Below are 13288 nucleotides of genomic sequence, written 5' to 3' on the forward strand. Positions count from 1 at the left end.
GTCCTGATATGGGGTCACTGCTGCGGTTTTTCCAGCGCCGCGGCCGCCGCGCCCGCCGCGAGCGGCTTCATCACGACGACGCGGCGCGAATCGCGCGCGATGACCTGCATCGGCAGGCCCTGCTTGAGAAGCGTGTCGTAGGTGGACGGCGGAATGAGCGCGAGCGCGTAGCGGTCGGCCTTCCAGCGCTCGACCCATGCCTGCACCGAAGGCAGCCATTTCTGCGGTTCCACCGAAACGCCGAACGCCAGTTCGTCGGGATGCTCGACCATCGTCATCGTATGGCCGATGTAGAACGGCAGCGTGTGATCCAGCACGCCGACCGAGTAAAACGGCGTGTCGGCAGGCAGTTTCGCCATTTGCGCCTTGATCGCGGGCGCGAGCGGCGCGCCGGAACTGAGGCGGCCGAACACGTCGTGGCCCGTGCCGGCGATCGTGCCGAGCAGCAGCCATGCCGCGCCGAAACTGGCGATGGCGCCGAGACTGCTCGCGCGGCCACGGCGATTCAGCCACAGCGCGGCGAGCGTCAGCACGAAGGCAACGGCGAGCGCCGCGAGCACCCACGTGCGGTACTCGGCATACAGCTCGGCCGGATTGCGCGCGCTGCCGAAGCGCGGCAGGAACAGCGAGGCAAACGCGGCGACTACGAGAAACAGCACATAGCCGGTCAGATGGCGGCGCAACTGCTCGCGCGTGACGAGCGGCAGATACATGCCGATCAGCAGCGCGATGGCCGGCGCGATCGGCAGCGTGTACGACAGCAGCTTGGAGTGCGACGCGCTGAAGAACAGGAAGATGAAGCCGATCCAGACGAGCATCATCGTGACGGGCGCGAAGCCGTTCGGCTGACGCGGCAGACGCCACGCGTGACGCACGCTTTGCACCGTCACCGAAAGCCACGGCAGGAAACCGATAATCAGCACCGGCACAAAGTAATAGAACGCTCCGGGGCGGTTCTGCTCAGGCGTCAGATAGCGCTTGAACTGCTGGACGATGAAAAAGAAATTGAGGAATTCCGGATTGCGCTGCTGCACCAGCACGAACCACGGCGTGACGATCGCGAAGAACACGATCAGGCCGCCGATCAGATGCAGACGCTTCCACACCGCCCAGTCGCGCGCGATCAGCGTGTAAAGCACCAGCACCGCGCCCGGCAGAATCACGCCGACGAGACCCTTGGACAGCACCGCGAGCGCCATCGAGCCCCAGCACAGCCACATCCAGCCGCGCTCGCACGAAGTCTTGAGGTTGGGGCGCTGCGCGAGCAGCAACGCGCAAAGCGTGAGCTCCATCCAGAACGACAGGCCCATGTCGAGCGTGTTGAAGTGGCCCATCAGGTTCCAGTACGGCGAGGTCGCCAGCACGAGCGCGGCGAACACGCCGGTCGCCGCATTGAACACGCGCGCGCCGGTGTAGCCGATCAGCAGCACGCCGGCAAAGCCGGTCAGCGCCGTATAGAGCCGCGCCTGCCATTCGCCGATGCCGAACCACGCGAACGTCAGCGCGTTCGCCCAGGTTTGCAGCGGCGGCTTTTCGAAGTACTTGTAGCCGTTGTAGCGCGGCGTGATCCAGTCGCCGGTGACGAACATCTCGCGGGCCATTTCGGCGTAGCGGCCTTCGTCGCTCGGCAGCAGATGGCGCCAGCCGAGCGGCACGAACCAGATGACGGCAAGGGCGAGCACCAGCAGCAGGATGGCGGTGCGGTTGAGCGGTAGCCTCGACGGCGTATCGTTCATGGATTCAAACCTTTCTGGCGACGCCGCTCGCGCGGCGCCGCGTTGTTATTCGGAGATGGCGGCACGCAGCCGGCCTCGCGCGGATGGCGCGCAGTGTACGTGATCGGGCGTGACGCGGCGAGAGCGAGCCTGGGCGCGCGCGGGAGGCGCGTCGGCTGCCGCGCTAGCCTTCGATCAGCAGCGCGGCCGCAACCTTGCGGCCCTCGGCCATCAGAATGTTGTACGTGCGGCAGGCGGCCTTGAAGTCCATGGTTTCGACGCCGATGCGCCTCGCGGTGAGCGCCGCCGTCAGGCGCGGATGCGGAAAGCGCAGCCGCTCGCCGCTGCCGAATATCACGACCTCGGGCGCGGGCTCGACCAGCATCGCGAAGAGCTCGGCGCTCAACTGCTCGAAAGACGTAACCGGCCAGGGGATGACAGGCGCGTCCGGCAGCACGAGAAGGCTGCCCGCGTGACGCACCAGATTGATTTCGACATAGCCGGCGCCGTAACCGGTGACGGTATTGAGGGCGCCGCTGGAATCCTGATGTAATTTCAAATTCGTTTTCCGAAGTCGTCGCGAGACATCATGCGTGTTGAAGGCCTGATCGCGCGAGGCGCGAGCAGGGCGGTTCTACACGAGGTGGGACAGGAAAGGGCCCAAAAGGCTCCCGTTACGCCTGGTGCATTGCGGAAGTCGGCCAAAATCCGCTAAATTATAACTTTTTAGCCGCCTCGCGGCGCCCCTGCTCACGCGCCGTCACAAGTGGCGCTAAGGTTCGGGGTGCGACCCACCGGCTACCTACCTGGTTCCGCCCGCTTTCGTCCATCATGGGCGGCCCGATCCCGGGCGGCCCCGCGGCGTTGCCGCACCCGAATTCCGCAATCGGCGAGCCTGCACGGTCCGTCGATTTGTTCGCCAGAGCCGGTTGGCCGAGCCGTTCGCCGCCAGCCCCGAGCTCAAGCCTTGAAGCCCTCAATGCCCTTAACCGGGACATTAACCAGGACATTAACCAGGATGAAGTGCCCGCCGTGAAACCGATTCTCAAATCCAACAAGTTGTTGAATGTCTGCTACGACATTCGCGGGCCCGTCCTCGAACATGCGAAGCGGCTCGAAGAAGAAGGCCATCGCATCATCAAGCTGAACATCGGCAACCTGGCGCCGTTCGGCTTCGAAGCGCCGGACGAAATCATTCAGGACATGATCCTGAATCTGCCTGGTTCGTCCGGTTACTCGGACTCCAAGGGCGTGTTCGCCGCGCGCAAGGCGATCATGCATTACACGCAGCAAAAGGGCGTGCACGGCGTCGAACTGGACGACATCTACATCGGCAATGGCGCGTCCGAGCTGATCGTGATGGCGCTTCAGGGGCTGCTGAACGACGGCGACGAAGTGCTGCTGCCCGCGCCCGACTATCCGCTGTGGACCGCCGGCGTGAGCCTCGCGGGCGGCACGCCCGTGCACTACATCTGCGACGAATCGAACCGCTGGATGCCGGACCTGGACGACATCCGCGCGAAAATCACGCCGAATACGCGCGCGCTCGTCGTCATCAATCCGAATAACCCGACCGGCGCGCTGTATTCCGACGAACTGCTGCTCGGCCTCATCGAAATCGCGCGCCAGCATGGCCTCGTGATTTTCGCCGACGAGGTCTACGACAAGATCGTCTACGACGGCAAGACGCACACGTCGATGGCCGCGCTGTCCGAAGACGTGCTGACCGTCACGTTCAACAGCCTGTCCAAGAGCTACCGCTCGTGCGGCTACCGCGCCGGCTGGATGTTCATTTCGGGTCTCACCGGCGAAAACCGCCGCAACGCGAAAGACTATTTCGAAGGGCTCGGCATTCTCGCGTCCATGCGCCTGTGCCCGAACGTGCCAGGCCAGTACGCGATCCAGACCGCGCTCGGCGGCTATCAGAGCATCAACGACCTGATCGTGCCGAGCGGGCGCCTCTACAAGCAGCGCGAGCTCGCGTACGACATGCTGACGGCGATTCCGGGCGTGAGCTGCGTGAAGCCGGAGGCGGCGCTCTACATGTTCCCGCGCCTCGATCCGAAGATTTATCCGATCGAGAACGACCAGCAGTTCATCCTCGACCTGCTGCTGGAGGAGCGCGTGCTGCTCGTGCAGGGCACCGGCTTTAACTGGAAGACGCCGGATCATTTCCGCGTCGTGTTCCTGCCGAACGTCGACGATCTGGCCGATTCCATCAACCGGATCGCGCGCTTCCTCGACGGTTATCGCAAACGTCACACGGCGTAGCGCACAATACGGTGCGCAACGCGTGATCTGTCCGCTGCGCGCACCGGCCAACCGGCACCCGAATTCCCTTAATCACTACACGACACCACGCTGCATGGAACCGATCAAAGTTGGACTGCTGGGCTTCGGCACGGTAGGCAGCGGCACCTTCACGGTACTGCGCCGCAATCAGGATGAAATCAAACGTCGCGCGGGCCGCGGCATCGAGATTGCGCGCATCGCCGTGCGCAATCCGGCCAAGGCGACGGCGGCGCTCGGCGCGCAAGCCGCGAGCGTCGCGCTGACCGACGACTTCAACGCGGTGGTCGACGATCCGTCGATCGACATCATCGCGGAAATGATCGGCGGCACCGGCGTGGCGCGCGATCTGGTGCTGCGCGCAATCGGCAAGGGCAAGCACGTGGTCACGGCCAACAAGGCGCTGCTCGCCGTGCACGGCACCGAGATCTTCGAGGCGGCGCGCGCGAACGGCGTGATGGTCGCGTTCGAGGCGGCCGTCGCGGGCGGCATCCCGATCATCAAGGCGCTGCGCGAAGGCTTGACGGCCAATCAGATTCAGTACATCGCGGGCATCATCAACGGCACGACGAACTACATTCTTTCGGAAATGCGCGACCGCGGGCTCGACTTCGCGACCGCGCTGAAGGCCGCGCAGGAACTGGGCTACGCCGAAGCCGACCCGACCTTCGACATCGAAGGCATCGACGCCGCGCATAAGGCGACGATCATGAGCGCGATCGCGTTCGGCGTGCCGGTGCAGTTCGACCGCGCGTATGTGGAGGGCATCAGCAAGCTCGCCGCGATCGACATCAAATACGCCGAGGAACTCGGCTATCGCATCAAGCTGCTCGGCATCGCGCGCCGTACCGACAAGGGCATCGAATTGCGCGTGCATCCCACGCTGATCCCGGCCAAGCGTCTGCTCGCCAACGTGGAAGGCGCAATGAACGCGGTCGTTGTGCACGGCGACGCGGTCGGCACCACGCTTTACTACGGCAAGGGCGCGGGCGCGGAGCCCACGGCGTCGGCGGTCGTCGCCGATCTGGTCGACGTGACGCGCCTGCACACGGCCGACCCCGAGCATCGCGTGCCGCATCTGGCTTTCCAGCCGGACCGTCTGTCGAACACGCCGATTCTGCCCATCGACGAAGTGACGAGCGGCTATTACCTGCGTCTGCGCGTTGCCGACGTGACCGGCGTGCTGGCCGACATCACGCGCATTCTGGCCGACACGGGTATCTCGATCGACGCGCTGCTGCAGAAGGAATCGGAACAGGTCGACGCCAACGGCAAGGGCGAGACCGACATCATCCTGATCACGCACGAAACGGTCGAAAAGCACGTCAACGCGGCGATCAAAACGATCGAAGCATTGAAGACCGTTGTCTCGCAAGTCACGAAGCTGCGCATGGAAGCGCTGAACTAGGCCAACTATGAACTACCTGTCAACGCGCGGCGCCGGAGCCGGCGAGCGCCACACCTTCTCCGAAATCCTGCTCGGCGGTCTCGCGAAAGACGGCGGCCTCTATCTGCCGGCCGACTATCCGCGCGTCAGCGCCGACGAACTCACGCGCTGGCGCACGCTGCCGTACGCGGACCTCGCCTTCGAAATTCTGTCGAAGTTCAGCGACGACATTCCCGCCGAAGACCTGCGCGCGCTCACGCGCAAGACGTACACGGCGGCCACGTACAGCAACGTGCGCGACGACGAAAGCGCCGCGCAGATCACGCCGCTCAAAACGCTTGGCGTCGAAAACGGCGCGCCGCTGTCGCTGCTCGAACTGTCGAACGGTCCGACGCTCGCGTTCAAGGACATGGCGATGCAGTTGATCGGCAACCTGTTCGAATACGCGCTCGCGAAGCACGGCGAAACGCTGAACATTCTGGGCGCGACTTCGGGCGACACCGGCAGCGCCGCCGAATACGCAATGCGCGGCAAGCAGGGCATTCGCGTGTTCATGCTGTCGCCGCACAAGAAAATGAGCGCGTTTCAAACCGCGCAGATGTACAGCCTGCAAGACCCGAACATCTTCAATCTCGCGGTCGAGGGCGTGTTCGACGACTGCCAGGACATCGTGAAAGCGGTGTCGAACGATCACGCGTTCAAGGCGCGGTACAAGATCGGCACGGTCAATTCGATCAACTGGGCGCGCGTCGTCGCGCAGGTCGTCTACTACTTCAAGGGCTACTTCGCGGCGACGAAGAGCAACGACGAGCGCGTGTCGTTCACGGTGCCGTCGGGCAACTTCGGCAACGTGTGCGCAGGGCACATCGCGCGCATGATGGGTCTGCCGATCGAAAAGCTCGTGGTCGCCACGAACGAAAACGACGTGCTCGACGAGTTCTTCCGCACCGGCATCTATCGCGTGCGCAAGGCGGCCGAGACGTATCACACGAGCAGCCCGAGCATGGACATTTCGAAGGCGTCTAACTTCGAGCGCTTCGTGTTCGATCTGCTCGGCCGCGATCCGTCGCGCGTGCTGCAACTGTTCCGCGACGTCGAGGAAAAGGGCGGGTTCGACCTTGCGGCGAGCGGCGACTTTGCGCGCGTGAAGGAGTTCGGTTTCGTGTCGGGCCGCAGCAGTCACGACGATCGCGTCGAGGCGATCCGCGACGTGTTCCAGCGCTACGACACGATGATCGACACGCATACCGCCGACGGCCTGAAGGTTGCGCGCGAACATCTGCAGCCGGGCATTCCGATGATCGTGCTGGAGACCGCGCAGCCGATCAAGTTCGGTGAAACGATTCGCGAAGCGCTGTTGCGCGAACCGGAGCGTCCGGCGGCGTTCGCGGGACTGGAGTCGCTGCCGCAGCGCTTCGAAGTGTTGCCGGCGGACGCGCAGCGCGTGAAGGACTTCATTGCCGCGAATACGGGCGCCTGAGTATCGAAGGGCGGGTCGGTGCCAGCATCGCCGACCCGACAAGGCTCGCCGTTGGCCCGCTACAATGTTCTTTTGACCAGCGGCCTGAAACCACAGATGTCCACTCCCACGCCCCGCGCTCCGATGCTCGCCACTGCCGACGCACTCGCGACCCTGCTCGACGCCGCGCGCGCCGTCGACGGCAGCGAGTCGGTTCCGACGCTCGAAGCGTCGGGCCGTGTGTTGTCGGCCGACGTCGTGTCGCCGCTCGACGTGCCGCCCATGAACACGAGTTCAATGGACGGCTACGCGATCCGCACCGCCGACCTCACGACGCACAGCAATCGCCGCCTGCCGGTATCGCAACGCATTCCCGCCGGCCACGCGCCCGATCCGCTGAAGCCCGGCACGGCGGCGCGCATTTTCACCGGCGCGACCGTGCCGCCGGGCGCGGACGCGGTCGTGATGCAGGAGCAAACGGAAGCCGCTGCCGACGAAGTCACTATCCTGCACGGCCCGCAGCCGGGCGAATGGATTACCGCACAAGGCGCGGACATCCGCAGCGGCTCGGTGATCCTGCCGGCCGGCACGCGGCTCACGCCGCAGGCGCTAGGGCTCGCGGCGTCTGTCGGTTGCGCGGAACTGCCCGTGCGCCGTCGCGTGAAAGTCGCCGTGTTCTTTACCGGCGACGAACTGACCATGCCCGGCGAGCCGCTCAAGCCCGGCGCGATCTACAACTCGAATCGCTTCACGCTGCGTGGCCTGCTCGAGAAGCTCGGCTGCGAGGTGAGCGATTTCGGCATCGTCGCCGATAGTCTGGATGCGACGCGCGCCACGCTGCGGGAAGCCGCGCAGGCGCATGATCTCATTCTGACGTGCGGCGGCGTGTCGGTCGGCGAGGAAGATCATGTGAAGCCGGCCGTCGAAGCGGAAGGGCGCCTCGCGATGTGGCAGATCGCGATGAAGCCGGGCAAGCCGTTGGCGTTCGGCGCGGTGCGCCGCGGGGTGGACAGCGGCTCGGCAAAAGATTCAGCCGCGGCTCCCGCTACCCCTTCAGCCGACACGTTTTTCATCGGCCTGCCAGGCAACCCCGTATCGAGCTTCGTCACCTTTCTGCTGTTCGTGCGTCCGTTCATTCTGCGTCTTGCCGGCGTGCAGGCCGTCGTGCCGCGCGCGCTGTCGCTGCGCGCGGACTTCACGCAGAGCAAGGCCGATCGCCGCAATGAATTCCTGCGGGCGCGCATCAATGCCGAGGGCGGGCTCGACCTGTTCCCGAACCAGAGCTCGGCCGTGCTGACGTCGACGGTATGGGGCGACGGGCTGATCGACAATCCGGCCAATCACGCGATCAGCGCGGGCGAAACCGTGCGCTTCATTCCTTTTTCCGAATTGCTGAATTGAGGCCGGCTGAGCCGGCGGCATCCCATGAAGATTCAACTGCGATATTTCGCGAGCGTGCGTGAAGCGCTCGGCCTGGCCGACGAAACCGTCGAGGTGCCCGAGGGCATCGCGACCGTCGGCGACGTGCGCGCATGGCTGCGCGTGCGCGGCGGCATCTGGGCCGACACGCTGGCCGAAGGCCGCGCGCTGCGCATGGCCTGCAATCACGTGATGACCGACGCCGGCACGCGCATCACCGAAGGCTGCGAGGTCGCGTTCTTCCCACCCGTCACGGGCGGTTGAGCCGCAAGGAGCCCGCTATGCCCGTTCGTGTCCAGACCGAAGATTTCGATCTCACCGCCGAGGTCGCCGCGTTGCGCGCCCGCAATCCGAAGGTCGGCGCGGTGGCGTGTTTCGTCGGCACGGTGCGTGATCTGAACGACGGCAGCACCGTCGAGGCGATGGAACTCGAGCACTATCCGGGCATGACCGAGAAGTCGCTTGAAGCGATCATCGTGAGCGCGCGCGAGCGCTGGCCGGGCATCGAGGTGCTGATCGTGCACCGCGTCGGCAAGCTTTATCCGCTCGATCAGATCGTGCTGGTCGCGACCACCGCTTCACATCGCGGCGACGCATTCGCGTCGTGCGAATTCGTGATGGACTATCTGAAGACGCAGGCGCCGTTCTGGAAGAAGGAAAAAACCGAGGCGGGCGAGCGCTGGGTCGACGCCCGCGTGACCGATGACGCGGCGCTTGCGCGCTGGGGCATCGAGTCGGGCAACGGCGGGTTGGAGTAAGCGCCGGGCGCTCGCTCGGCACGGCGCCAACCGCTCTCACTCGTCCCGCGATTTACCGATAATGCGCGTCGGAAACGGTTCCCCGGCGGGCCGTGCGGGAAGATGCGGTTCGTCGTCCGCCCGAGGCCGCTTCGGCGCCACCCGTTCGAGCAACGCCTGCTGTTCCGCCGGAATCTTGTAGTCCCAGCCGAAGCGGCTTAGCTGCAAGCTCTGCGCGATACGCAGCGCCGGTTCCATGAAGCGCACGGCCGCAGCCGGCTCGTAACGCGATTCGACGGTGTCGAGAAACAGGTACAGCCAGCGGCTGAAATGCTGCGGTTCGACTCCCTCGAGCGGCTGATGCGCCTGCTGCACATTGCCGCGGTACTGCTTCGCGCCGAGCACGAGACTCGCCCAGAACGTGCACATCTTTGGCAGATGGTCGTCCCAGCGGCCCGCGAGCGTTGCGTCGAACACCGGCCCGAGCAGCGGATCGGCGCGCACGCGGTCATAAAACGCGTACACCAGCTCGCGGATGTTCGTTTCGGTAGGCTCGGCGGCGCGCTCGACAACCGGCGCGGCCGGAAAAGACGGTTTCATGCGGGTTCCAGAAATATGCGACGATTGCGCTGCGATTCGTCAAAGCGCGCCACCGGGCGCCACCGGGCGTCCGGAACTGCCATAAAAACTACCAGTTCCGCGGAAGTCAGCTCAAAATAGCGCGCTTTTGGTGTGAATAGGCGCGGCGCGAAACGTTACCATTGGCGTCGAAGGCCCGGATTCATCGATGCAGCATAATTAAACATGTGCCAACCCTGCATCTTATGGCGAAGCCGCGGCCCCCGGCAACCCTTGCATCGACGCGGTTATCCCACGGATCGCGGCTTGCGCTCATTGTGATACTGCAACCATGAGACTGACCGATTACACCGATTATTCGCTGCGCGTCCTTTTATACCTCGCTATTCGCGGCGAGGGCTTGTCGACCATTCAGGACATTTCCGACGCGTACGGCGTCTCCAAGAACCACCTGATGAAGGTGGTGCAGCAGTTGAGCGAACTGGGCTGGGTGGAAACCGTGCGCGGCCGTAACGGCGGCTTGCGGCTTGCCGAGCGCACCCGCAAGCTGACGGTCGGCGAGATCGTGCGCGCGACGGAAAGCGACTTCGCGCTGGTCGCGTGTCTGCCGGACCAGAACGGCGAACGCCGTCCTTGCGTCATTACGCCTCAATGCCGGTTGCGCAACGTGCTCGAGGCTGCGCGTAATGCCTTTCTCTCCGAACTCGATCGCCATACGATCGATGAAGTCGCGGGTCCGCAAGGGCCGTTGGCGGCCTTGCTCGGCATCCGCACGGTGATCCCGGTCGTGCCGGCGGTGCCCGTCGAGCCGGCGAGCGACAACCCGCTGCCGGTCGCCTGAACGCGGCTCGCGCGAAGCGTCGCGCATTTTTCTTCGCGTGCAACGTTAAAAACTACGTCCTGAGGACAAAAAAGCGCTTGAAACCTGAATAAAACGCCTCATTTTGGTGGTAATCGAAATTGGAGGTCTCGCATGAGAATCGACAAACTCACCACTAAATTCCAGGAAGCGCTGGCGGACGCGCAGAGTCTCGCGGTCGGCCATGACAATCAATACATCGAACCGGTTCACGTCCTCGCGGCGCTCGTCGCGCAGCAGGACGGGTCCGCGCGTTCGCTGCTGTCGCGCGCCGGCGTGCACGTTCAGGCGCTGCAAACCGCGCTCGACGACGCCATCACGCGTCTGCCGCAAGTTCAGGGCACCGACGGCAATGTGCAGATCGGCCGCGAGTTGACCGGACTGCTAAACCAGGCCGACAAGGAAGCGCAGAAGCTCAACGACACGTTCATCGCGAGCGAAATGTTTCTGCTCGCGGTCGCCGACGACAAGGGCGAGGCCGGCCGCATCGCGCGTCAGCATGGCTTGTCGCGCAAGTCGCTCGAAAGCGCGATTGCGGCGGTGCGCGGCGGCTCGCAAGTGCACAGCCAGGACGCCGAAAGCCAGCGCGAGGCGCTGAAGAAGTACACGGTCGACCTGACCGAGCGCGCGCGGGCCGGCAAGCTCGACCCGGTGATCGGCCGTGACGACGAAATCCGGCGCGCCATTCAGATCCTGCAGCGCCGCACCAAGAACAATCCGGTGCTGATCGGCGAGCCGGGCGTGGGCAAGACCGCGATCGTCGAAGGGCTCGCGCAGCGCATCGTCAATGGCGAAGTGCCGGAGACGCTCAAGGGCAAGCGCGTGCTGTCGCTCGACATGGCAGCGTTGCTCGCGGGCGCAAAGTATCGCGGCGAATTCGAAGAGCGCCTGAAGGCCGTGCTGAACGACATCGCGAAGGACGAAGGGCAGACCATCGTCTTCATCGACGAAATTCATACGATGGTCGGCGCGGGCAAGGCCGAAGGCGCGATGGACGCGGGCAACATGCTGAAGCCGGCGCTCTCGCGCGGCGAACTGCATTGCGTCGGCGCGACCACGCTCGACGAATACCGCAAGTACATCGAGAAGGATGCCGCGCTCGAGCGCCGCTTCCAGAAGGTGCTCGTCGACGAACCGACGGTCGAGGCCACGATCGCGATCCTGCGCGGCTTGCAGGAAAAGTACGAACTGCATCACGGCGTGGACATTACCGACCCGGCGATCGTCGCGGCGGCCGAGCTGTCGCATCGCTACATCACCGATCGTTTCCTGCCGGACAAGGCAATCGATCTGATCGACGAAGCCGCGTCGAAGATCAAGATGGAAATTGATTCGAAGCCCGAAGAAATGGACCGGCTCGACCGTCGGCTGATCCAGTTGAAGATCGAACGCGAAGCCGTCAAGAAAGAGAAGGACGAAGCGTCGCAAAAGCGTCTGCAACTGATCGAAGAGGAAATCGAGCGGCTCGATCGCGAGTATTCGGACCTCGAGGAAATCTGGACCGCGGAAAAAGCAGCGGTGCAGGGCAGCGCGCAGTTGAAGGAAGAGATCGACAAGACGCGTGCGGAAATCACGCGTTTGCAGCGCGAAGGCAAGCTCGAAAAAGTCGCCGAATTGCAATACGGCAAGCTGCCGGGTCTCGAGGCGCAACTGAAGGAAGTGACGCAGGCCGAGGCGAAGGAGCAGAACAATCCGACGCGTCCGCGCCTGTTGCGCACGCAGGTCGGCGCCGAGGAAATCGCGGAAGTCGTGTCGCGCTCCACCGGCATTCCGGTCTCGCGGATGATGCAAGGCGAGCGCGAGAAGCTGTTGCAGATCGAAGACAAGCTGCATGAGCGCGTGATCGGCCAGGACGAGGCGATCAGCGCGGTGGCCGACGCGATCCGCCGCTCGCGCGCGGGTCTGTCCGATCCGAACCGTCCGTACGGGTCGTTCCTGTTCCTCGGGCCGACCGGCGTGGGCAAGACCGAGCTGTGCAAGGCGTTGGCGGCGTTCCTGTTCGATTCGGAAGATCATCTGATCCGTATCGACATGAGCGAATTCATGGAGAAGCACAGCGTCGCGCGTCTGATCGGCGCGCCGCCGGGATATGTCGGCTACGAAGAGGGCGGTTATCTGACAGAAGCGGTGCGTCGCAAGCCGTATAGCGTGATTCTGCTCGACGAAATCGAGAAGGCGCATCCGGACGTGTTCAACGTGCTGCTGCAAGTGCTCGACGACGGCCGTATGACCGATGGCCAGGGGCGTACCGTGGACTTCAAGAACACGGTGATCGTGATGACGTCGAACCTGGGTTCGCAGGTCATCCAGGCGATGGTCGGCGAGCCGCAGGAAGCCGTGAAGGACGCGGTGTGGACGGAGGTGAAGCTGCACTTCCGCCCTGAGTTCCTGAACCGGATCGACGACGTCGTGGTGTTCCATGCGCTCGACCGCTCGAACGTGCAGTCCATCGCGCGGATTCAGTTGCAGCGTCTGCATGACCGGCTCGCGAAGCTCGACATGCAACTGGTGGTCTCCGACGAGGCGCTCGAGCACGTCGGCAAGGTCGGCTACGATCCGCTGTTCGGCGCGCGGCCGTTGAAGCGTGCGATCCAGCAGGAGATCGAGAACCCGGTCGCCAAGCTGATTCTGGCGGGCAAGTTCGGTCCGAAGGATGTGATTCCGGTCGAACTGGAAGACGGCAACCTGGTGTTCGAGCGCGTGGTGCATTGAGCCACACGTCACGAACGGTCTCACGCGCGGTAATCAAGCGCGCGTAGATGGCAAAGCGGCAACGAAGGTGACTTCGTTGCCGCTTTTTTTTGCTGCTCCGTGGCCGGCAGGAGTGGTTCGCTTGCTTCAGCG

General features: G+C 64.2%; 11 protein-coding genes. 8 read left to right on the plus strand and 3 right to left on the minus strand.

Annotated elements, in window-relative coordinates:
- Positions 1-14: 14 nt before the first annotated feature.
- Positions 15-1736, minus strand: a complete 1722-nt coding sequence (locus ABIE53_RS09930) for an ArnT family glycosyltransferase (protein ID WP_107707684.1) — start codon at positions 1734-1736, stop codon at positions 15-17.
- 163 nt (positions 1737-1899) lie between these two features.
- A complete protein-coding gene (locus tag ABIE53_RS09935) occupies positions 1900-2274 on the minus strand; it encodes an Mth938-like domain-containing protein (protein WP_107707685.1) in 375 nt (124 codons plus the stop codon).
- 464 nt (positions 2275-2738) lie between these two features.
- Here ABIE53_RS09935 and ABIE53_RS09940 point away from each other — a divergent pair, with 464 nt between their 5' ends.
- The 6 genes from ABIE53_RS09940 to ABIE53_RS09965 all read left to right on the plus strand — a co-directional run bounded on the left by ABIE53_RS09940 (position 2739) and on the right by ABIE53_RS09965 (position 9027).
- Positions 2739-3986, plus strand: coding sequence for a pyridoxal phosphate-dependent aminotransferase (locus ABIE53_RS09940; RefSeq protein ID WP_029971373.1), 1248 nt, complete (start codon positions 2739-2741; stop codon positions 3984-3986).
- Positions 3987-4080: 94 nt separating this feature from the next.
- Complete coding sequence (locus tag ABIE53_RS09945) at positions 4081-5412, plus strand: homoserine dehydrogenase (RefSeq protein WP_107707686.1); 1332 nt, start codon at positions 4081-4083, stop codon at positions 5410-5412.
- A 7-nt stretch (positions 5413-5419) separates the two neighbouring features.
- Positions 5420-6871: a threonine synthase gene (thrC, locus tag ABIE53_RS09950; protein WP_107707687.1), complete on the plus strand. Its 1452-nt coding sequence runs from the start codon at positions 5420-5422 to the stop codon at positions 6869-6871.
- A 123-nt stretch (positions 6872-6994) separates the two neighbouring features.
- Positions 6995-8251, plus strand: coding sequence for a molybdopterin molybdotransferase MoeA (locus ABIE53_RS09955; RefSeq protein WP_107707688.1), 1257 nt, complete (start codon positions 6995-6997; stop codon positions 8249-8251).
- Positions 8252-8275: 24 nt separating this feature from the next.
- Positions 8276-8533 (plus strand): molybdopterin converting factor subunit 1, encoded by a 258-nt coding sequence (gene moaD, locus ABIE53_RS09960; RefSeq protein ID WP_006048847.1) that lies wholly within the window; start codon positions 8276-8278, stop codon positions 8531-8533.
- A gap of 17 nt (positions 8534-8550) precedes the next feature.
- On the plus strand, positions 8551-9027 hold the full coding sequence (locus tag ABIE53_RS09965) for a molybdenum cofactor biosynthesis protein MoaE (RefSeq protein WP_006048848.1): 477 nt from the start codon (positions 8551-8553) through the stop codon (positions 9025-9027).
- 36 nt (positions 9028-9063) lie between these two features.
- On the opposite strand, the gene ABIE53_RS09970 is transcribed toward ABIE53_RS09965, so the two are convergent.
- Complete coding sequence (locus ABIE53_RS09970) at positions 9064-9606, minus strand: group III truncated hemoglobin (RefSeq protein WP_029971376.1); 543 nt, start codon at positions 9604-9606, stop codon at positions 9064-9066.
- A 310-nt stretch (positions 9607-9916) separates the two neighbouring features.
- Here ABIE53_RS09970 and ABIE53_RS09975 point away from each other — a divergent pair, with 310 nt between their 5' ends.
- Together ABIE53_RS09975 and clpB are read left to right on the plus strand one after the other, a co-directional pair.
- Complete coding sequence (locus tag ABIE53_RS09975) at positions 9917-10426, plus strand: Rrf2 family transcriptional regulator (RefSeq protein WP_107707689.1); 510 nt, start codon at positions 9917-9919, stop codon at positions 10424-10426.
- A 132-nt stretch (positions 10427-10558) separates the two neighbouring features.
- Positions 10559-13156, plus strand: coding sequence for an ATP-dependent chaperone ClpB (gene clpB / locus ABIE53_RS09980; RefSeq protein WP_006048851.1), 2598 nt, complete (start codon positions 10559-10561; stop codon positions 13154-13156).
- Positions 13157-13288 lie beyond the last annotated feature (132 nt).

The sequence above is a fragment of the Paraburkholderia sp. OAS925 genome, assembly GCF_040543975.1.
In the GTDB taxonomy this organism is placed as follows: Bacteria; Pseudomonadota; Gammaproteobacteria; order Burkholderiales; family Burkholderiaceae; genus Paraburkholderia; species Paraburkholderia graminis.